Raw genomic sequence first — 21463 nt, 5'->3', positions numbered from 1 at the left:
GAAGTTAAAACCTGATTCATGCCAAAAGACCACTAAAATCAGAAATACAGCAGTTGAAATTCTATGACTCAGGCAAAACAGCAATTTCAAAGCTTTGAGGAATACCTGTCCTATGAGGATGGGACAGATCGGCTGTATGAATTGTTTAATGGGGAGTTGGTGGAAGTGCCGCCAGAGTCGGGGGAAAATGCCAGCATTGCGGGTTTTCTGTTTGTCCATTTTGCGCTGATGCTGGGACACTTGCGCGTGAGGGGACACGGGTTAGAGCTTGAGGTGCGGGGAGAACCGAAGAATCGCTATCCTGATTTAACGATTTTGCGATCGCAGGAGCAGGTGGAGCAGTTACGGCAGCGCAATACGGTGCGGTTGTCTATGGCTCCGCCGTTGCTGGTGGTGGAGGTGGTGAGTCCAGGAGAGATTCAGCGAGAACGAGATTATATTGCCAAACGGCTTCAGTATCAGGATCGGGGAATTCCAGAATATTGGATTGTTGACCCGCAGGCGGAAACGGTGCTGGTGTTGCAGTGGCAGGCAGGGGTATACAGGGAATTAAGCAGGGTGCAGGGAAATGAGCCGATCGACTCTCCGATGTTGGGGCAGGTGGATCTAACCGCAACCCAAATTTTTGCAGCAAGGGGAACCTGAGTACCATCCCATCGGAGGCACTAATCTGGAACTCTTGTGGGACTAAGCTAGAACTCTTGTGGGGTGGGCATCTTGCACGCCCAGTCAACGCAGCATCATTCTCCGGTTACACATTTCTCCACCATTTTCAAACCAGGATGCCTGCGCTTTCCTTCCCTGGCAGGCAGGATGCCTGCGCTACTCCCCACTCCCCACTCCCCACTCCCTTAATCTGACTGGCAGACAAGACTTCGGCGTGAGCTCAGTCGAACGATGCCTGCGCTACTCCCTACTCCTCACTCCTTACTCCTCTCTTTCCATCCTTCATCCTTTAGAATGGTGTAGTCATCTCTGTTATCAGCTACAGGAGTTCCGTTGGTGGAGTCCCGTTATAACCCCGCAGAAATTGAGGAAAAGTGGCAGCAAACCTGGGTGGAGCAAGGCGTTGACCTGACTCCAGACGATACCAGTAAACCTAAGTTCTATGCCCTGTCGATGTTTCCCTATCCGTCCGGGAGTCTCCACATGGGGCACGTGCGGAATTACACCATTACAGATGTGATCGCCAGAGTGCGGCGGATGCAGGGGTTTCGCGTGCTGCACCCGATGGGCTGGGATGCCTTTGGCTTGCCTGCGGAAAATGCAGCGATCGATCGCGGGGTTCATCCAGCCAAGTGGACGTACCAGAATATTGATCAGATGCGGGGACAACTGAAGCGGTTGGGGTTGTCCTACGACTGGGAGCGGGAAGTGGCCACCTGCTCACCGGATTACTATCACTGGACGCAGTGGATTTTCCTGGAGTTCTTTAAGGCGGGTTTGGCCTATCAGCGGGAAGCGGCGGTGAATTGGGATCCGATCGATCAAACCGTACTGGCCAATGAGCAGGTGGACAGTGAAGGGCGATCGTGGCGATCGGGCGCTAAGGTGGAACGACGCTTGCTGCGGCAATGGTTCCTGAAGATTACCGACTATGCTGAACAGTTGCTGAATGACCTGAATCAATTGGACGGCTGGCCAGAGCGCGTCAAGGTGATGCAGGAAAACTGGATCGGCAAGTCCACCGGGGCGGAAGTGGTCTTCAAAACGGAAACGGGCGATGAGATTATGGTCTTTACGACGCGCCCAGATACGCTGTGGGGAGCTACCTTCATGGTGCTGTCGCCGGAGCATCCCCTGGTGGAAAAATTGACCACGAAACAGCAATCTAAAAAAGTTAAGGACTATCAAGCCGCCGCATCCGAGAAAAGTGAAATCGATCGCACCGCCGAGGATCGGGAAAAAACCGGAGTTTGGACGGGCAGCTATGCAATTAATCCAGTGAACGATGCCAAGATTCCGATCTGGATTGCGGATTACGTGCTGATGGGCTACGGCACAGGCGCAATTATGGCGGTTCCAGCCCACGATCAGCGGGACTTTGAATTTGCCAGGACATTTGATTTGCCGATCCAGGTGGTGGTGCAACCGGCCGATCAAACCCTGGATGGGGACACCATGACGGAAGCCTTCCCCAATGATGGCGTGATGGTGAATTCGGGGCCGTTGGATGGGATCGCAGCCGGAAAGGGAACTGGACAAAGTGTGGCAGCGGCGATCGACTGGCTGGAGGCGCAGGGCCACGGCAAGCGCATGGTGAATTACCGGTTGCGGGATTGGTTAATTTCCCGGCAGCGGTACTGGGGGGTGCCAATTCCCGTGATCCATTGTCCGAACTGCGGGATTGTGCCGGTGCCAGAATCCGATTTGCCCGTATGTTTGCCCGAAGAAATTGAACTGAGTGGGCGCGGCCCATCCCCCTTAGCCAAGCTGGATTCCTGGGTGAATGTGGACTGTCCTGCCTGCGGTACGCCTGCCAAACGGGAAACCGATACGATGGACACCTTTATTGATTCGTCCTGGTATTTTCTCCGGTTTACTGATGCCCGTAATCCCAAACAGGTCTTTGATCCGGCTAAGGCAAACGATTGGATGCCGGTGGATCAGTATGTGGGGGGCGTGGAACACGCAATTCTGCACCTGCTCTACTCCCGTTTCTTTGTCAAAGTTCTGCGCGATCGAGGCTGGTTGAATTTTGATGAGCCGTTCAGCCGGCTTCTGACCCAGGGCATGGTGCAGGGCTTGACCTACATGAACCCCAATAAGGGGGGCAAGGACAAGTGGATTCCCTCCCATTTGGTGACCGATCCCAACGATCCCCGCGATCCTGAAACGGGTGAACCCCTGGAGCGGATCTATGCCACCATGTCGAAATCGAAAGGCAATGGCGTAACTCCGGAGGAAGTGATTAGTAAATACGGGGTTGATACTGCTCGGATGTTTATTCTGTTCAAAGCTCCGCCCGAGAAGGATCTGGAATGGGATGATGCGGATGTGGAAGGTCAATTCCGCTTCCTGAATCGGGTGTGGCGGCTGGTGACGGAATTCTCTGACTCCCAGGCGGCTCAATCTTCGGCAAAAGCGAAGGTGGCTCAGGCAAAGCTGTCGAAGCCAGAGAAGGTATTGCGCTATGCCATTCACGATGCGATTCAGCAAATCACGGAGGACATTGAAGGGGATTACCAGTTCAACACGGCTGTTTCCGAGTTGATGAAGCTGAGTAATGCCCTAACTGATGCGCCCTGTAAGGATTCCCCGGTCTACGCTGAAGGCATTGAAACCCTGCTGAAACTATTGGCTCCCTTCGCACCCCACCTGTCCGAGGAATTGTGGCATAGTTTGGGTCATGCTGATTCGGTGCATCAACAGCCCTGGTGTCTGGCCGATCCAGAAGCCCTGGTGGTGGATGAGATCTCGCTGGTGATTCAGATCATGGGTAAGACACGGGGAACAATTCAGGTTCCGGCTCAGTCTTCTCGTCAGGAACTAGAGCAGTATGCGCGGGAATCTGACCTGGCCCAGCGTTACATTGCTGGAAAAGCAATCAAGAAGGTGATTGTGGTTCCCGGCAAGTTGGTGAACTTTGTGATTGAGGGATAGCGGAGACGTAAAATGAAATCCCGCAATACTAGACATGCTCTATTATTTGGCGCGATGCTGACTGCCACAACGGCTTGCGTGTCGCTTCAGAATGGCAAATTGTATCCTCCGATTAGCTCAACCGAGCCGATCGTCTCAAATCCTGGGCAGTCCAATGGCTCCAGTCCTCATGGCGGCAGGGCCCGCTCCAGCCGCAAAATTGTCACCGTCAATCTAGAAGGACAGGCAACCCAGATGGAGCTGCAACTGTTTCAGCAGGATGCACTGCCGTTTACGACCTACTATCCGGTGTCCGGATTTACCCCAGAGGTGGCTCAATCGGAATCTCATCAATCCACGATCGCACAATTTTACTTCAGCCCGACTGGAACCAAAGATGACGAAGCGTATGTCAAGGTTTTCTTCCCCCATCGCTCGGTGAGTCTGGAAGCGATCCAGGACTTAGTATTAGGTGAGCAGGGGCTACTGGTGAACAATCAGTGGGAATTGGTCGATCGCACCAACATCGTCAGCTATCCCTGGGCAACGGAAAAGCTGATTTACCAGCATAGGGATCAAAATTCAGAGATGTCGGTCGGTTCGATCTATATCGGGCAAGAGGGGGATTACACCTTCTATGTCGTCACCCATTATCCGATCGAGTATGGTGATGGGTTTGAACCGCGATCGAGCATTGTTTTAGAAAATCTCCAATTTGCAGATTGAGGCGAAGGAAAGCATTTCAGAAAACGCTTTAAATGAACGTTCGTTACCCACTGCACTACGCCAGGTCAGGGAAATCTGCTAGGGTTTTAAGACATTATCCATTCATAAACCCATTCATAAGCTGAGAGACGAATGAGCGTAGCGTCATTAAACGGCAGAGATCTATTGAGCATGGCGGATCTAAGTGCCGATGAAATTCAGGGCTTGCTGACGTTAGCGGCCGACATGAAGGCTGGCAAGGTAGCTCCCCAGTGTAAGAGTGTCAAAGTATTAGGATTACTCTTCACCAAGGCATCAACTCGCACCCGCGTTAGCTTCTCTGTAGCGATGTACCAACTGGGTGGACAGGTGCTTGATCTGAATGTGAGCGTGACTCAGGTGGGACGGGGTGAACCCACCATCGACACTGCCCGTGTCCTCGATCGCTACGTAGATGTATTGGCGATTCGCACCTTTGAGCAGGCTGAACTGGATACCTTTGCCAGTTACGCTGAAATTCCTGTGATCAATGCCCTCACCGATTTGGAACATCCCTGTCAGGTCTTGGCAGATCTGCAAACCGTTCAGGAAGAGTTTGGCAGCCTGAAGGGACGCACCCTCACCTACATTGGCGATGGTAATAATATGGCTAATTCCCTGCTGCTCGGCTGTGCCCTGACCGGAATGAATGTCCGAATTGCTGCTCCGGCAGGCTATGAACCGGATGCTGGAGTTGTGGCGAAAGCGAAAACCATTGCAGGCGATTGCACTGAGGTGCAAGTCTTGACCGATCCAGAAGCCGCCGCTAAAGATGCCCACATTCTCTATACCGACGTTTGGGCCAGCATGGGCCAGGAGCAGGAAGCCGCCGATCGCATGAAAGTATTTCAGCCCTATCAAATTAATGATCACATCCTGGGTTTAGCGGATTCAGAGGCGATCGTCCTCCACTGTCTCCCGGCCCATCGGGGTGAAGAAATTACCGATAGCGTTATGGAAGGGCCACAATCCCGGATCTGGGATGAGGCGGAGAATCGAATGCACGCTCAGAAGGCTCTGTTAGCCAGTGTCTTAGGACTGGGAGGATAGGGCTTGGGGAATAGGGCGATCGGCTAATTGTTGCAAATTATGGGAATACTAGTCTCCAGTCGTTTCTTAAATTTATGATGGGAGGTCTGTGGTGGACTGGATTAGGATGGACTTAAACCTGCTATCCACTGCCCCTGCTGCCCCCGATCGCCATAAGTTAATTATTGGAGGTCTATATGGACTTTATTTATGCCCTGGTGATTCTTGTCCTGGGCGGAACCGGCCTCGCTGGCTCAGTTCGTGTCATTAATCAAGGAAATGAGGCGTTGATTGAACGGTTGGGCAGCTACAATCGCAAGCTGGAACCTGGACTGAGATTTACTGTCCCCTTTGTCGAACGGATTGCCTTTCAAGCCACCATTCGGGAACGGGTGCTGGATGTACCGCCCCAGCAGTGCATTACCCGTGATAATGTTTCCATCTCGGTTGATGCGGTCGTATACTGGCGGATTGTTGACCTGGAAAAGTCCTACTACAAAGTCGAAAATCTCCAGGCGGCGATGGTTAACCTGGTTCTAACCCAGATCCGCGCTGAAATGGGCAAGCTAGAACTGGATCAGACCTTTACGGCTCGCTCTGAAATTAATGAAGTCTTGCTGCGGGAACTGGACATTTCCACCGATCCCTGGGGCGTTAAAGTGACGCGGGTTGAGCTGCGGGACATCGTGCCCTCCAAAGCAGTTCAGGAATCAATGGAGCTACAAATGTCCGCAGAACGGCGGAAGCGAGCTTCGATTCTCACCTCAGAAGGCGATCGAGATTCTGCTGTGAACAGTGCCAGAGGGAAAGCCGATGCCCAGGTGCTGGAGGCAGAAGCCATGCAAAAGGCAGTGATTTTACAAGCAAAGGCGGAGCAGGAAGCGATAGTACTTCGAGCCCAGGCTGCCCGCCATGCCCAGGTCTTGAAGGCCCAGGCCACCGCAGAAGCGCTGCAAGTGATTGCCAAAACCCTGAAGGAAGACCCCAATGCCCGGGAAGCCCTTCAGTTCCTCATGGCCCAGCAGTACATCGACATGGGAACCACAATCGGCACCAGCTCCAGCAGTAAGGTGATGTTCATGGATCCCCGCAGCATTCCGGCCACGGTAGAAGGGATTCGATCGATCATCAGCGACGAAGCCGAACAGTCCTAAACCCTGGAGAACATGATTAACCCAAAATCTTTAAATCCTTGTAAGGCAAGCACCTTGCCCCTTGTGGGCTAGACTGACCCTTTATGGATGAACTTCTTGTGGGGTGGGCAGCGTTTCGACTGAGCTCAAACCGAAGTCTTGCCCGCCCAGTCAACCAGGCTGAACGATCGCACAGATGATATCAACTTCAGAATGACGTTTACAGATTCGGTAGGGGGGGCGCGAAACGCCCCTAAGCAGCATTCAACGGTGTGGTTAGAGCAGATCCTTCGATCCATCTCTGTACTGCGTCCCAATTCAGCACATCCTCTAACAGTGCAGCATACCCAGCACTATTGGGGTGTAAGCCATCAGAGGAAAGGCGAGGTTGCCACCAGTCCTGCCCCCGTGCCAGCCACAGGTCAAAAATATCCAGATAGGGAATCTGTCGCTGTTGGCAAGCCAAACGGGTCGCTTCTTTGTAGCGGTACTGATCGTCGTGGTTGTAATACAGACAGCCAGAAAAGGGCATTTGAACCGGATCAACCGGAGTCATGCCCACAAACAACACTCGACAGAGTTGCTGAGCCCGATCGAGCAGAATTTGCAGATTAGTTTGAAAATCTTCAAAGTCGGTGAAGTTGCGACCATTAGGGCGACTGAGCCTCGCAGAATCGTTCACACCCACCGAGAGAATAATGCCATCGGGAACCCGGTGTCGTAGCTCTCCCCGATGGCGAAACTCATGCTCCAGACGATGGGAAACCTGCTCTACCTTATCGCCCCGTACTCCCAGGTTATATAAGACGTGGCCCTGCTGCTCTGGCGACATCCACCGACGACGTAATCGTTCTACCCATCCACCTCCTTCGGGATCGCCAAATCCATAAATCAGGCTGTCGCCCAATGCCAGGAGCCTTAAGGGGTGAGGGGGTATAACCGTCGATCGGGACTCACCGGAGGAAAATCGCGGTTCAGAGCCAGTAGCCAGTGTTTGCATATCAATCCGTAGAATCTAGGACGATCGGTATCTAACCTGTTCCAGCCAACATACCTGCTCCAGCCAACATTAAAGTTGCGCTCGGCCAGGTTCACTGACAGCATCAGACCTGGTTAGGGTTGCTGATTGCATCAGATTCAGTTCAGATCAGACGCATTTGGTCAGACGGGTTCAGATCAGATGTGTGATGACATCAAATCGGACTGTAGCACTCTCCGGGGTAGCTTTGCAATTCTTAGTAATCGTTACGAAACGAGACAAAAATCTCAGGTTTGTAAATGCGAATTAACTACCCCGCAAGAATACAGACTCAAAGCAAGGCCTTTCCGACTTTATAGCCGATCGCCTGCCAGGGTTGCTAGTTTCTGCTGATAAAGTTGCACAATCTTAGCGACAACTTCATCAATCGTCAGGTCATCAGTTTGAATTTCGATCGCATCTTCAGCCTGCCGCAGGGGGGAGATGGGCCGAGTTGTGTCCAGGTAATCCCGCTCCTGAATCGAACGCTCCAACTCGGGTAGGGCGATCGGAGGCTGTCCTTGGTTGCGTAAATCCTGCTGCCGTCGTCTGGCCCGTTCTGCCACTGACGCGGTTAAGAAAATCTTGACCTCCGCATCCGGAAAAACATGGGTACCGATATCCCGCCCATCCATCACAATGCCCCCCTTCCGTCCGTAAGCTTGCTGTTGTTTCACCAACTCTTTACGAACCGTTGCCTGGGCCGCAATTTTAGACACCTGGGCGGTAACGGCATGGCTGCGGATCGCCTGAGTCACTTCGTGTCCATTGATCCGGACATGGGGAGTGGGGAGTGGGTTCTGGGGCCGTTCTCCGGGATCAGAAGTTCCAATATCTGAAGCCAGGATAATCTCGCATTGGCTGACTAACTCTGCAATTTCTGCCTCATCCTCTACGGAAATTCCCGATTCCAGGACAAGCCAGGTGACTGCCCGATACATCGCTCCCGTATCCAGGTACAGCAAACCCAATGCCTGGGCCACTCGCCGAGCCACAGTGGATTTACCTGCTCCGGCGGGCCATCGATCGCCAGGATTGGTTTACGGGCGTTCAGCAGGATGTTGTCAATGAGTCGCGTGGAACCAATATGTGCGGCAACAGCCAGGAGTCCGGTATCTTCGATCTGCTCTAAAGGGGACATAGTCTCAGGGTGTACAAGTTCAATGTATTGAGGTTGAATCGCTGGCACAGTAGAAAGTTCAGATTTCACCGCATCGATTAGCTCTTCGCGGAGAGTCGCACCCTGCTGAAAGGCTTGTTCTGCTTGCTTGAGGCTGCGGTATAGCACCGTTGCCTGCGATCGTTCTTCGGGAGAAAGGTACTGGTTGCGTGAACTCATGGCCAGCCCATCCGGCTCCCGGACGATCGGACAAACAATGATTTCCACCGGTACATTCAAATCCATTACCATTTGCTTCAAGATTGCCAGTTGTTGAGCGTCTTTTTGACCAAAGTAAGCGCGATCGGGCTGCACCACAGCGAATAATTTCATGACCACTGTTGTAACACCTGGAAAGTGTCCTGGGCGAAATCGACCGCACAATTCCGCCATCATACTGGCTGGCGGCAGGACTTGCGTAATTTTTTCTGGAGCTGGAGGGAGGTCGGTGCCGTAGAGTTCGGCGGTCGTTGGGGCAAAAATTGCATCGACTTGAGCGGCTTCACAGAGGGCGCGATCGGCTGCCAACGTCCGGGGATATTTTTGAAAATCTTCATTGGGGCCAAACTGCAAGGGATTGACAAAAATACTGACCACTACCCAATCATTTTCTTGCCTGGCTCTATGAATCAAGCTTAAATGACCAGCATGGAGAGAACCCATCGTTGGCACTAACCCCACGCTCACCATCTGAGCTGAATCAGACTGTTCCAGGCGCGATCGATTCAGCCTGAGATAGCAGCGCAACCCAGCCCCCGTCGTAAATAGGCGCACCGAACCTTCCCCCAAATTTGACACAAGCCTCCGTTGATAGTGTACAAAATCCCCAAATTCCCTGCTTTGGTATCCCGTTGTCCCGTTGTCCCGTTGTCCAGTAAGGGCGCACTGCTGTGTGCCCCTACGAGGTACGTTATTTTTCCGGATACCCGCATACCCGCATACCCGCATACCCCTTTTCTCCTCACCTCCTCATCTCCTCACCCCTTTGCCACCCGCAGTTCATCCAACTGGAGGACGTTAGAAAACTGGCTCATACGCCACCCTAGGTATATCGGGTTACTGCCCTGAAAACGATGGCTCACCCGTTCATATGTACTCCCGTCACGCTTACTGTGGCGAATCCGAAAACCAGCAGGATGCAGGATGTAGGAAATATTATGCAGTTTGGCATTTCCACCCATGTTGCGAATGATGCACCCAGAAAGACCGTGAACCGAATTCAACTCTGGCGATTTTTGCTTGTGAATGGCTTGATTGCCCTTGCCTATTTTCTAACCGCGAGAGCATCCCTGTCCATCTTGCAACTGGGAGCATTAGCTTCCCCGGTTTGGCCACCTGCTGGAATTGCCTTTGCTGCATTGTTGTGGCAGGGACGCTGGGCAGGAATTGGAGTCGCTTTGGGAGTATTGAGCTTAAACGCTGCGTTGGGAGTGCCCTGGCTGCTGTCAGCCGGATCAACTCTGGGTAGTGCACTGCAAGTTGTAATTGGAGTTACGCTGCTTCAGCGATTCGGATTTTGTTTATCAATGGATCGGTTGCGGGATGTCCTGGGTTTTGTGGGTCTGGCAGTTTTTGTCACGCCGATGATCAATGCCACGATCGGGACAGCGACGTATTCCTGGGTAGCGAACCTGAGCTGGATGCAGAGTATTCAGAACTGGTGGACGATATGGTTGGGGGACGGTATGGGCATTTTGATCCTGACACCCTCGCTGCTGGCACTTCAGCATTGGGCGAATCAATATCAATTTAAGTTTGCAGGTTTGGATTCTCGATGGGTTAAATCAGGGTACGCATCGGGTCTGAGTGCAGATTATTGCAGTGGTTTCATCACAGGAACCGATCGCCCGTCTGCGTTAGAAAAATGGATCTGGCTCTCTTCCTTCATCGCCGTGAGCTGGATTGTGTTCCATTCCCAGCCTGGCAGGCGATCGCCATGTATCCCCTGGAGTATTTGCCGATTCCGTTCATTATTTGGGCGGCTCTGCGGTTTGGGCAAGTCCGAACCATTCTCAGCAGCTTTATTCTTTCCGTGATTGCCATCAGCGGCACGATTCTGGAGCGTGGCCCCTTTGTGGCGAAAGCAGTTGATTCAAGCCAGGTTGTGTTGCTGTTGCAGGCGTTCATTGGGGTGATTACGATTACCGCTCTCATTCTGGCGGCCGTCATGGCGACTCGACAGTCCGTCGAAGCCCAATTGCGTCTGACCGCAGCCCGCAACCATTTGCTAAGTGAAATGGCCATGCGGATCCGACAGTCGCTCGATCTGGAAGACATTTTGCAGACGACGGTGGAAGAAGTGCGGCAATTTCTCCATGCCGATCGCGTTTTCTTTAGCTGCTTTGATCGAGAGGGGCAGGGTAGCGTGGTGGCAGAGTCGATTGTGCCGGGCTGGGCTTCCACGATCGGCTGGACGACGGATACTCAGGCTTATCAAGAATTGCAGGCAATGTTCACCCAAGACGCAATCTGCGTAGCAACTGATACGGCTCAATCCGCTATTTCTCCCTTCCTGAAGCAATACCACGATCGTTTTCAAGTAAAAGCTGGCATTGCCGTTCCCATTGTTCTGAACACTAGCGATTGTCCGGCTCTCAACCGCCTGATGGAGCAGAATCCCGAAGTCCATTCTGACGGGGGAAATCCTCACCTGTTTGGTGTGCTGGTGGTGAATCAATGTACCATGACGCGCCAATGGCAACCCCTGGAAGTGGAGCTATTGGAACAGTTGGGAACTCAGGTGACGATCGCCATTCAGCAGGGGCAACTCTATAAGCGAGTCCAGAATCTCAATGCCAATTTAGAAAATCAGGTCACTGAAAGAACCCTGCAACTGCAAGAAAATATGGCGGAATTGCAGGAGTTAAACCGCCTGCGGGATGTGTTGATCCATGCCATTGCCCATGACCTGCGCACTACCGTCATGGGGAGTTTGATGGTGCTGAAAAACCTGCAAAATCAGCCCGGTGACAGCATTGCCATGTCGCGCGGTTTGCTGGAACGCATGACCCAATCTGGAGAAATTCAACTCTGTAAGCTCAACTCCCTGCTGGAAGCCTACAAAAATAAAACGGAAGGGATCACGGTTGAAGCCAGCAAACTGGATCTGCTGCCCTTTGTCGAAAGTATTGCCACTGATCTCAAACCGCTGTTTGAGCTAAATGAAGCCCATTTTGTGAACAAACTCCCTGAAGCGTTACCCCCGGTATCTGGCGATCGCCCGCAACTGGAACGGGTTTTCCGCCACCTGCTGGTGAATGCCGTGAAGCATAATCCGCCGGGAGTTACGGTTACGTTAAAGGCAGTGATAGAAGGAGACAGCCTGCGGTGCATCGTGGAAGATGATGGGAAAGGAATCAGTCCCAGCCAGTGCGATCGGCTGTTTGAATTGCGGATGGGGACGACGGAAGAACGGCAATTGACTGGATTAAGTTTGGGGTTATATCTTTGCCAGCAAATTGTCGCGGCTCATGGAGGTGAGATTGGCGTAGACAGTACGCTCGGCATGGGTTCACAATTCTGGTTTACCCTACCGTTGGCATCCCCCGCTTTGTGATAGGTTGCTTTGTGGTAGTTCGCAGCCTCGCATCCTCATCATTGACCTATGACCCGTTTCTCCCTTTCCACCGATCGCCTGACTGAACCCACCTCCATTGCCCTGGTGCAAGCCATTCAGCAGCAAGCGATTTCGACTTCCCTCAGTCCAGACCCGATCGCCACGGCCTTTGTGCGGCAGGGATCGGCTCAGCTTCAAAATCAGAGCCAGAATCTTCCCATTCTGTTCCTCCACGGCTTCGACAGTTCCATGCTGGAATTTCGACGGCTTATGCCTCTCCTGGCTGACCACACAGAAACCTGGGCGATCGACCTGCTGGGATTTGGCTTCACCGAACGAGTGCCCCAACTTCTCCTCGATCCAGCAGCTATCAAAACCCATCTTTACGCCACCTGGGAACATCTGATCGGACAACCTGTGGTGCTGGTGGGAGCATCGATGGGGGGAGCGGCGGCGATCGATTTTGCCCTGACCTATCCGGAAGCGGTCAGTCAATTGATTTTAATCGACAGTGCTGGATTTACCGTCGGGCCGTCTGTGGGTAAATTTCTGATTCCGCCCCTGGGCTACCTGGCCACGGCCTTTTTGCGCAATCCCAAAGTGCGTCAAAGCATTAGCCTCAAGGCCTACCATGATCCCAGCTTGGCCTCCCTGGATGCTCAGTACTGTGCGGCCCTTCACCTGGAGCAACCGGGCTGGCAGCAAGCACTGATTAACTTTACCCGCAGTGGGGGCTATACCTCGTTTCGAGACAAACTGGCCCATCTTCAGTCCCCAACCCTGATTCTCTGGGGGCAAAACGATCGAATTTTAGGCACCGCCGATGCCGAGAAATTCCAACAGGCCATTCCCCAGAGTGAGCTGATCTGGATTGAGAACTGTGGCCATGTGCCCCACTTAGAGAAACCTCAGACAACCGCAGATTACATTCTGAGCTTTATTCGCCAACAATCCCTGGTGGGCGATCGGGTTTAGGCAATCTTCTGCAAAGCCCGGTTTTTTGATGGGGTTATTGTACTTTTGCGCAATTCATAAGGTAGGCTGGATCAGAGAAATGGTGAAGTCCCATCTTCCTGAACGGTGGGCAGTGCCCACCCTACCAGTGGGGTTGCTGGATACTGGTGAACAGGCGTTTTGCCTATTCAGTCCGGGGCGTTGATGTGGGCGTAGGTCGAACGAGTTGGTGTATGGGTTGGCAAAATGGGTTGGCAAAGGGTTAATTTACTGAAAGGAATGGGTGTGTTCAAACGATCGCTCCAACGGTCGATCGCCCTTTTTCTATTGGGATTGGGAATGTGTTGGTCGATCGCCGCCTGTAGTGCGCCGGAAGCAGGAGATGGGCCGCGCAGTGTGGAGCTAACCCTGGTGTCCTATGCGGTGACGCGATCGGCTTACGAAAACATCATTCCCCAGTTTGCCGCTAAGTGGAAGGCGGAGCATAACCAGGATGTATTTTTTAACTACAGCTATGGGGCTTCGGGGTCGCAGTCTCGTGCTGTGGTGGATGGCTTACCGGCAGATATTGTCTCCCTGGCGTTGGAGCTGGATGTGCAGCGGATTGAGGAGACTGGTTTGATTGAACCCGGATGGCAGCAGGAAGCCCCCTACAATTCCGTTGCCCAGCGATCGGTGGTGGCCTTGGTGACCCGTGAAAACATGGCGCAACCCGTTACGAGTTGGGCCGATTTGACGCGGGAAGATGTGCAAATCGTCACGGCAAATCCTAAAACTTCCGGCGGAGCGAGGTGGAATTTCCTGGCACTGTGGGGTGCCATTACTGAGACTGGAGGAACTGAGGAGCAGGCATTGGATTTCACCAAGGAAGTCTTTCGCCATGCCCCGGCCCTCACCCGGGATGCCCGCGAATCCAGTGATGCTTTCTTCACTCAGGGTCAGGGCAATGTGTTGATCAACTACGAAAATGAGATGATTCTGGCTCGCCGAAATGGCATTGATTTAGAGTTTATCGTTCCTACGGATGTCAATATTTCCATCGACTGTCCCGCTGCTGTCGTGGATGCCAACGTCGATCGCCACGGCACCCGTGAAGTAGCAGAAGCTTTCTTACAATACCTGTTCACCCCCGAAGCCCAACGGGAATTTGCCAGTGCCGGTTTTCGTTCGGTTGATCCGCAGGTGGAACAGGAATTCGCCGATCAGTACCCCAAAGTCGATCGCCTGTTCACGATCGAGGATCTGGGCGGATGGAATGCAGCACAGGCGAAATTCTTTGCCGATCAAGGTATTTTTGATCAGATTCAGGCAGAAATAGGGCGATCGTGATTTGGGATTTTAGATTTTGGATTTTGGATTCTATTTCTCAGGGATATGATTGGGCGGGCAAGATGCCCACCCCCCAAGAGATGCAAATCTCGATGAATGAATGGCGATTTGTCCCTGCCCCATTCCTTCGGGCGCATGGCGATTTGTCTCTGCCCCATTCTTCGGGCGCATGGCGATTTGTCTCTTTCCCATTCCTTCGGGCGCATGGCTATTTGTCCCTACCCATTCTTCGGGCGCATAGCAATGCGCCCCTACCCATTCCCCATTCCCTACTGCCCATGACTCCAACCCAACCCGTTCGTCAAACCCGATCGTCTAAATTCAAATTGCCCTCCTGGCCCTGGCGGGTCACCTGGATTTACTTAACGGTGATGCTGTTTTTGCCGATTATTGCCCTGGCCCTGCGAGCCAGTCAGCTCAGTGCAACGGAGATCTGGAGTATTGCCACTAGCCCGATCGCCCTTTCTGCCTACAATGTAACGTTTGTAACGGCGACTTTGGCAGCGGGGATGAATGGGGTGGCTGGGATGATCATTGCCTGGGTGCTGGTTCGCTACGACTTTCCCTTGAAGCGGTTTCTGGATGCGATTTTGGATCTGCCCTTTGCCCTGCCAACGGCTGTTGCGGGTTTGACGATCGCCACGGTGTACAGTGAAACGGGCTGGATTGGTTCGTTGTTTGCCCCGTTTGGGGTGAGAATTGCCTTCACGCGGTTGGGGGTGTTTGTGGCGATGTTGTTTATTTCCCTGCCGTTTGTGGTGCGGACGGTGCAGCCCGTGTTGCAGGAAACGGAAGTGGATGTGGAGGAAGCGGCCTGGTCGTTGGGTGCATCCCAGTTTCAAACCTTCTGGCGGGTGGTGCTGCCGCCGTTGCTGCCTGCGGTTCTGACTGGGGTGGCACTGGGGTTTGCGCGGGCAGTGGGGGAGTATGGCTCGATCGTGATTGTGGCTTCTAATATTCCCTTTCGAGACTTGATTGCTCCGGTACTGGTGTTTCAGCGGTTGGAGCAATATGACTACGCTGGGGCAACGGTGATTGGTTCGGTCATGCTCCTGGTGTCGTTGTTGATGTTGTTGGCGATTAATTTACTGCAAGCGTGGGGACGACGATATGGCTCTTAGCACTCCTCCAATTCCAGCCTCTACACCCGCAGGACGGCTGAAGAAAGTGAAAGCCCGTCCCTGGATGAAGTCGGTTCTGATCGGGTTTACGGTGCTGTACATGAGTTTGGTACTGCTGATTCCGGCAGTCAATGTGTTTGTGCAGGCGTTTCAGGGTGGGTTAGGCGGATTTCTCAGCACCTTTACCGATCGAACGTTTCTTCAGGCGGTGCGGCTCACTTTAATCCTGGCTGCAATCACCGTCCCGATTAACACCGTATTTGGACTCTGTGCTGCCTGGGCGATCGCGCGTCACAAATTTCCGGGTCGGACGTTGCTGCTTAGCCTGATTGACCTCCCCTTCTCCGTTTCGCCCGTGGTGGCTGGACTGATGCTGGTCTTGCTCTATGGTCGCAATGGCTGGTTTGGGCCGTTGCTTCAGGCGATGGATATTCGGGTGATTTTTGCGTTACCGGGGATGGTGCTGGCGACGGCCTTTGTGTCTCTGCCCTTTGTTGCCAGGGAAGTGATTCCGGTATTAGAGGAAATGGGGCCGGAGCAGGAGGAAGCGGCTAAAACGCTCGGAGCAAACGACTGGCAAACTTTCTGGCAGGTAACGTTACCCACCATTCGCTGGGGCTTGCTCTATGGGGTGATTCTGACCAATGCGCGGGCGATGGGTGAGTTTGGAGCGGTGATGGTGGTGTCAGGCAGTATTGCGGGGAGAACTCAAACGCTCCCGCTATTTGTCGAGGAAGCCTATAAGCAGTACCATACTCAGTCTGCCTATACGGCTGCTGTTTTGCTGGCTTGTTTAGCCGTCATTACCCTGGTATTGAAGGAAGTTTTGGAACGAAAAACGGGCATCAAGAAAGACAGCAAGAAAGACAGCAAGTAGCGATCGTTTTGGATGGAATCAGCAGGCAGGATGCCCACCCCACAGACCCGCCTTCTCCATCCCAATGCCAAAAGCGTTACATTAGTTCATGACCCTCTCATGGACTGCCTCGATCGCCCCCATTGATGAATCGCACCGTCGTCTGGTTTCGTCGAGATTTGCGGATTACGGATCACGCACCGCTGTATCGGGCTGCCCTGCGGGGAGCGGTGATTCCGGTATTTATCTTCGATCGGGCCCTGCTGCATCATCCAGAGACGGCTTCGGCGCGAGTTGCCTTCATGCTGGACTGTCTGGCAGCCCTCGATCGGGCGTTGCAGTCGCGGGGTGGACGGCTGATTTTGCGATCGGGCGATCCGGTGGAGGTGTTGCCGGAGTTGGTGCAGGAAACCGAAGCCGAGGGGATTTATGCCTATCTCGACTATGAGCGGATTTATGGACGAGTCCGGGATGCGCGGTTAAATCGAGCTTTAGCAGAACGGCAGATAAAAATTCGCTGGTTTGAACCGACGGCAGGGACAGGGGAGCTTTTGCCCTATCCCGACTACCGCAGCTTTTGGTTCAACGAAATGCAGTCCCCGTTGATTCCCTCTCCCCAGCAAATCCATGTTCCGCCCGACCTGCCCAGTCAACTATTGCCGACGCTGACTGAACTGGGTTTAATCGCCGATCGCAAGGCCATTCCAACGGGGGGTGCAGAGGCAGCGCGGCAGTGTTTGGCGGAGTTTCTGACTGAAAAAGTCGATCGCTACTACTGGCAACTGTCCTATCCGATCGCGGAGGCCACCACTGGGCTAAGTCCCTACATTAAGTTCGGCGCGATTTCCGTGCGAGAATGCGTTCACATCGCTCAGAATCAAGAATTACCCACCGCCAAAGCAGAACTCAGTCGAAAACAGTTAATTTCCCGGTTGCGCTGGGGCAGTGGTTTTGCTCAACGGTTTCGTTACCTGCCGCAGCTAGAATTACGATCGCTGTACTCAGTGTTTGATGAAGAGGGCTGGGACTTTGATGAAGCGCTTTATCAAGCCTGGCAGACCGGGCAAACCGGATTTCCGATCGTGGATGCAGCGGCCCGATGCTTGCAAGCAACTGGCGGCTGGAAGCAGCTTAACTTTCGGACTCGGGCTCTCTATGCGAGCTTTCTCAGCAATTTACTCGGCATGGACTGGCGGTACGGGGCGTTGCACTTCATGCGTCACCTGATTGATGGCGATTGTCCGATCGATCACTACCAGTGGGCCATGCAGGCGGGAGTCACCCATTGTGTGGATAAAACCTGGACGCGGATTTACAACCCGGAGCAGGTCGCAGTCGATCGCTGTGATCCCGATGGTTTATTCATCAAACAATGGGTTCCCGAAGTTGCCCATTTACCGCCCGAACAACTGGGTTCTCCCCCACCCCTGAAGGACTATTCTTCCCCCATTCTGACCTACCGCACCGCCCGCCAGCGTCGCGTTCAGCAATTAGAGCACCAGCGTCAGCCATTCCTCCACCAGGAAAACATTCTGCCCTATTTAGCCCGAATTCCCGATGAGTTAACCCCTTTTGGGGCCGATCGCTTTCAGAGCGAAGTCGGCTGGGCAACGGTTTCGCAGCCTGATTTGTTTCCGCCTCCGCTGGATCTGGATGGACTGGAGGGTGAACCAGCCAAAAACCTGCGATCGTGGTTTGTGGCCCATGTGAATATCCCCCCTCGCAAGGGGAATACCCAGAAATCTACCCGTTCCCGCTCCTCTAAGCGGCAGAAATCCGAGTCGCCTTTTATCCAGTTGGATCTGCTGAACCCTTAGGAATGCCAATTGAACCATCTGAAATTCTTGTGGGGTGGGCATCTTGCCCGCCCAGTCCACAAAGCAGAATGATTGACAGGTTATGAATTCACAATCCTCAGGAATCCAATAGAGTACAACCCTAACGCCAGGTTGCAGTTAGCTGGTCTGTCCAGAAATGGCTTCGTAGCAGTGACCTTCCCCCGCATGACCCAACTCGACGAGCGAAGATTCCAGTCGGGCAAAATCCTCAACCGGGAGAGCCGCTTGCAGGGTATCTAGATCGGCTTCAATCCGACCATCGGTTGCCAGAGCGGCCAGGGGTTCAAACCCAAAGGCTGAAACGTTCAGTGCATCATCGGGCGATCGAGAGCCTTCCCCAAAGAGATGATCAAAGTGAAAGGTCGCTTCCACATCAGCCGTTTCGCCTGCTTCCAGAAAGCCCTTGCGCTCATCCCCAACAAAATCACCGCAGGAGTAGGCAAATTCTCGATCGATGTTCAAGACAAAATCAACGGTTTCCCCATCTCGTTCCCCCGTGCCGATAATCACCATGGAATAGCCTTCAGCAGGGCCATCGGGAGCCGGAGCCATCCGCCAGGAAATTGCGTTGTAGTGCCCGGGTTGGGCGTTACTTACCTCACCGACCCGCACCGTTGGATCATCCTCATCCCCCGTTACCAGATCAACGGTGGTAGGTTCCCAACTGACCTCTACTTCGGCATCCTGGATTGCTTCCTGCGAGGTGTAGTCGTAGGGCGGATCCATCTGATAGGCACTTATGTCCGAAAGATGAACGTAAATATGGTCAAAGGTGAGATCCCATCCATCGGCTGAGGTAAAGCCGACCTGAGGCCGTTCTTCTCCGTTGGCGTAGGCTTGTAAATCACCAGTGTCAGCTGTTTCTGCGGTTTCTGTTACTTCAGTCTGGGCAACATCCGGCTCCGTCGTATCCGTTGTTGCAGTGTCCTGAGTGGGGCCACAGCCGATGAGTAGAGCAGGCATGGCAATGGCCAAACTTGCTTGAAAAATTTGCTTTTTCATTCGTCTTAACTTTAAAACGACAACAAGGCTCCCAAACCCTAACTTTTACTGGGTTCCGTTTCACCTGGGAGGTTAAAGCCATAGGTTAGTAAACCGCGTTTCTCCCAGAGATTCAATGCTCTTGGGGGGGATAGGGCGATCGAGGGTTCAATATCTGGCAAGGGTTCTATGTTGTGCAAAAGTTCTGTGCCCCGCAAGGGTTCTTGCCGTACAAAGGTTCTGGGTTGGGCAATCCTTTGACTGGCAGGCAAGATGCCTACGCTACGGGAAACGACGATCGCCTTTAAGAGGGAACCAGGGGACGTTCCTGTCCAACTCGATACTGCACCAGGTCGATCGCTAGTTGCAGAGCCGCTTTGAAGCTCGTAGCATCAGCAATCCCCTGTCCGGCAATATCGAAGGCCGTGCCATGATCCGGGGAGGTGCGGACAAAGGGCAAACCGATCGTGGTATTCACTGCGCGATCGAACGCCATCAGCTTCACTGGAATTAATCCCTGATCGTGGTATAGCGCCAGGTAAGCATCATGGGCCGGTGGATGGTTTGCTGTACCGTACCAGGCTTGCCCCGGACGAACCCACAGCGTATCGGGAGGAGTCAATCCATCTAACTGAGCCTGGGGAAACAGTTGGCGCACCGCCTCCAACCAGGGCAGCAGCCAGTCTACTTCTTCGCGGCCCAGTTGCCCCAGTTCACCGCTATGGGGGTTTAATCCAGCAATCGCAATTCGCGGTTCAGTAATCCCAAAGTCTTGCCGCAAAGAGTCCAGCAACAATTCCAGCTTATTCTGCATTAATTCAGGGGTCAGAGCGTCTGCAACCTGCCGCAGGGGAATATGGGTCGTCGCCAACAGGGTTCGCAGCATCCATCCTGTGTAGGGTGATTGCGCCACAAACAACATCCCAAATCGCTCTACACCCGCCTTCTGCGCCAGTAACTCCGTTTGCCCCGGATACTCATGCCCAGCCGCTTTCCAGGAAGACTTGGCGATCGGAGCCGTGATAATGCCCTGAAATTGACCTGCCAGCGTTCCGTCGATCGCAGTTTCCAGGTAACGAAAACTCGCTTCCCCACTGGCAGCATTCCCTCGCCCCACCTGAATCATGGATAAATCGATGGGAATATCCAGCACATTCAGATGGGCAGGATGAACCAACGATAAATCCTGGTCACTGAGATGCTGATAGGTTTGCTCCAGAACCGATCGGCTACCTACGACCGTGAAATCACAGACTGCCATCAAGGCAGGATCCGCAAGAGCCTTCAAGATAACTTCTGCACCAATGCCTGCTGGATCACCCACGGTGATCGCTAGCTGCGAACGAAATCCAGTTTGAGTTGTTGTCATTTGCGATGAGGAGAAGACCAAACTGCTTTAAGATTTATACAGACTCGTTGAGTTTATTTGGTTTGCTTGTATTGGTTTGTCTTGTACTGATTAACGTTTGTAGAGGATCGCGTAATGGGTGGAGAAATTTTTAGTACAGCCGTTTTATCCTTTGTGCTCGTCCTGATTGGATTGGGAGTGGGATTTGTGATGTTAAAAGTTCAAGGCGGCGAAGAGTAAACTAAAGCCCTTGCTGGCTGATCTAATCTTCCGGTTCATCTAAATGTTCAGCCACTTCTCGATACAAGTTGAGAACGTGGCTGTCTTTTAGGTAGTAGAACACATTTCGCCCCTGCTTGCGATAGCTCACGAGCCGTAATGCCCGCAAAGCCCGAAGCTGGTGAGACACGGCAGATTCGCTCATTCTGACGACAGCAGCCAGATCGCATACACACAATTCTTGTTTGGCCAGCGCAGACAAGATCCGCAGGCGGTTTGCATCTCCTAAGAGGCTAAAGAACTCCGCCATCCGTTGTGCTTTGTTAACGCTCAGAATTTCCCCGTGAAGCTGCCTCACACTGTTAATGTCAACCGGATGCTGTACTTCGCAATTAGGCGATTGTTCGCTGCGTTTATGGTTGGGTAAAGGGGCAGAAGTCATAGGAAATCAAACATAGCGACAACAAAAAGGGTAATGGGAAGCGTCCAGCGATCGAATATTCGTTGCGAAAATCGGAGCGCAGCCATTCCCAGAGTAACAATTTTTTATGTAACTATTCCTGGAAGGGTCGAAGAACAGCCCCATTTCTGGTATA

18 protein-coding genes and 1 pseudogene are annotated in these 21463 nt (G+C 53.0%); 13 read left to right on the top strand and 6 right to left on the bottom strand.

Annotated elements, in window-relative coordinates; all coding sequences use genetic code 11:
• Window positions 1–63: 63 nt before the first annotated feature.
• The 5 genes from ACM1PF_RS10665 (at window position 64) to ACM1PF_RS10645 (ending at window position 6509) form a co-directional block, all read left to right on the top strand.
• Entirely contained in the window at window positions 64–645 is a 582-nt protein-coding gene (locus ACM1PF_RS10665) for a Uma2 family endonuclease (RefSeq protein WP_416674443.1), read from the top strand.
• Between the two features lie 357 nt (window positions 646–1002).
• The gene (leuS, locus tag ACM1PF_RS10660) at window positions 1003–3603 is read left to right on the top strand and encodes a leucine--tRNA ligase (RefSeq protein ID WP_416674442.1); all 2601 of its coding nucleotides are present in this window, start codon (window positions 1003–1005) and stop codon (window positions 3601–3603) included.
• 12 nt (window positions 3604–3615) lie between these two features.
• On the top strand, window positions 3616–4308 hold the full coding sequence (locus ACM1PF_RS10655) for a hypothetical protein (protein WP_416674441.1): 693 nt from the start codon (window positions 3616–3618) through the stop codon (window positions 4306–4308).
• 132 nt (window positions 4309–4440) lie between these two features.
• A complete protein-coding gene (gene argF, locus ACM1PF_RS10650) occupies window positions 4441–5376 on the top strand; it encodes an ornithine carbamoyltransferase (RefSeq protein ID WP_416674440.1) in 936 nt (311 codons plus the stop codon).
• 176 nt (window positions 5377–5552) lie between these two features.
• On the top strand, window positions 5553–6509 hold the full coding sequence (locus ACM1PF_RS10645; RefSeq protein ID WP_416674439.1) for an SPFH domain-containing protein: 957 nt from the start codon (window positions 5553–5555) through the stop codon (window positions 6507–6509).
• Between the two features lie 232 nt (window positions 6510–6741).
• Here the strand turns inward: ACM1PF_RS10645 and ACM1PF_RS10640 are convergent, their stop codons facing one another.
• Together ACM1PF_RS10640 and ACM1PF_RS10635 are read right to left on the bottom strand one after the other, a co-directional pair.
• On the bottom strand, window positions 6742–7488 hold the full coding sequence (locus ACM1PF_RS10640; RefSeq protein ID WP_416674438.1) for a GDSL-type esterase/lipase family protein: 747 nt from the start codon (window positions 7486–7488) through the stop codon (window positions 6742–6744).
• A gap of 332 nt (window positions 7489–7820) precedes the next feature.
• Window positions 7821–9439 (bottom strand): annotated as a pseudogene (locus tag ACM1PF_RS10635) (bifunctional pantoate--beta-alanine ligase/(d)CMP kinase).
• Window positions 9440–9738: 299 nt separating this feature from the next.
• Here ACM1PF_RS10635 and ACM1PF_RS10630 point away from each other — a divergent pair.
• From ACM1PF_RS10630 to ACM1PF_RS10600, 7 genes are all read left to right on the top strand, one after another.
• Window positions 9739–10701, top strand: coding sequence for an MASE1 domain-containing protein (locus tag ACM1PF_RS10630; RefSeq protein WP_416674437.1), 963 nt, complete (start codon window positions 9739–9741; stop codon window positions 10699–10701).
• Window positions 10602–12221, top strand: coding sequence for a sensor histidine kinase (locus tag ACM1PF_RS10625; protein ID WP_416676620.1), 1620 nt, complete (start codon window positions 10602–10604; stop codon window positions 12219–12221). The genes ACM1PF_RS10630 and ACM1PF_RS10625 overlap by 100 nt, the downstream gene beginning before the upstream one ends.
• Before the next feature lie 48 nt (window positions 12222–12269).
• On the top strand, window positions 12270–13196 hold the full coding sequence (locus ACM1PF_RS10620; RefSeq protein ID WP_416674436.1) for an alpha/beta fold hydrolase: 927 nt from the start codon (window positions 12270–12272) through the stop codon (window positions 13194–13196).
• A 258-nt stretch (window positions 13197–13454) separates the two neighbouring features.
• On the top strand, window positions 13455–14504 hold the full coding sequence (locus ACM1PF_RS10615) for a sulfate ABC transporter substrate-binding protein (protein ID WP_416674434.1): 1050 nt from the start codon (window positions 13455–13457) through the stop codon (window positions 14502–14504).
• Between the two features lie 278 nt (window positions 14505–14782).
• Entirely contained in the window at window positions 14783–15625 is an 843-nt protein-coding gene (gene cysT, locus ACM1PF_RS10610; protein WP_416676619.1) for a sulfate ABC transporter permease subunit CysT, read from the top strand.
• A 64-nt stretch (window positions 15626–15689) separates the two neighbouring features.
• Complete coding sequence (gene cysW / locus ACM1PF_RS10605; protein WP_416676618.1) at window positions 15690–16502, top strand: sulfate ABC transporter permease subunit CysW; 813 nt, start codon at window positions 15690–15692, stop codon at window positions 16500–16502.
• 125 nt (window positions 16503–16627) lie between these two features.
• Window positions 16628–18298 (top strand): FAD-binding domain-containing protein, encoded by a 1671-nt coding sequence (locus ACM1PF_RS10600; protein ID WP_416674433.1) that lies wholly within the window; start codon window positions 16628–16630, stop codon window positions 18296–18298.
• 138 nt (window positions 18299–18436) lie between these two features.
• Here ACM1PF_RS10600 and ACM1PF_RS10595 read toward each other — a convergent pair whose 3' ends face one another.
• Genes ACM1PF_RS10595 through pdxA form a run of 3 tightly spaced genes read right to left on the bottom strand, consistent with a single transcriptional unit; the run spans window position 18437 to window position 20669 of the window.
• Window positions 18437–19321 (bottom strand): DUF4382 domain-containing protein, encoded by an 885-nt coding sequence (locus ACM1PF_RS10595; RefSeq protein WP_416674432.1) that lies wholly within the window; start codon window positions 19319–19321, stop codon window positions 18437–18439.
• A 38-nt stretch (window positions 19322–19359) separates the two neighbouring features.
• Window positions 19360–19572: a hypothetical protein gene (locus ACM1PF_RS10590; RefSeq protein ID WP_416674430.1), complete on the bottom strand. Its 213-nt coding sequence runs from the start codon at window positions 19570–19572 to the stop codon at window positions 19360–19362.
• A 32-nt stretch (window positions 19573–19604) separates the two neighbouring features.
• Window positions 19605–20669 carry a 4-hydroxythreonine-4-phosphate dehydrogenase PdxA gene (gene pdxA / locus ACM1PF_RS10585; protein WP_416674429.1) on the bottom strand — a complete coding sequence of 355 codons (1065 nt, stop codon included), beginning with the start codon at window positions 20667–20669 and terminating at the stop codon, window positions 19605–19607.
• A 114-nt stretch (window positions 20670–20783) separates the two neighbouring features.
• Here pdxA and ACM1PF_RS10580 point away from each other — a divergent pair, with 114 nt between their 5' ends.
• Window positions 20784–20888: a cytochrome b6-f complex subunit PetM gene (locus ACM1PF_RS10580; protein ID WP_416674428.1), complete on the top strand. Its 105-nt coding sequence runs from the start codon at window positions 20784–20786 to the stop codon at window positions 20886–20888.
• A gap of 22 nt (window positions 20889–20910) precedes the next feature.
• On the opposite strand, the gene ACM1PF_RS10575 is transcribed toward ACM1PF_RS10580, so the two are convergent.
• Window positions 20911–21309, bottom strand: a complete 399-nt coding sequence (locus ACM1PF_RS10575) for an ArsR/SmtB family transcription factor (protein WP_416674427.1) — start codon at window positions 21307–21309, stop codon at window positions 20911–20913.
• Window positions 21310–21463 lie beyond the last annotated feature (154 nt).

The organism is Egbenema bharatensis FJBBOT/2019 (assembly GCF_048077055.1).
GTDB classification, from domain to species: Bacteria; Cyanobacteriota; Cyanobacteriia; order Elainellales; family Elainellaceae; genus Egbenema; species Egbenema bharatensis.
This window is presented reverse-complemented; position numbering and strand designations above follow the sequence as displayed.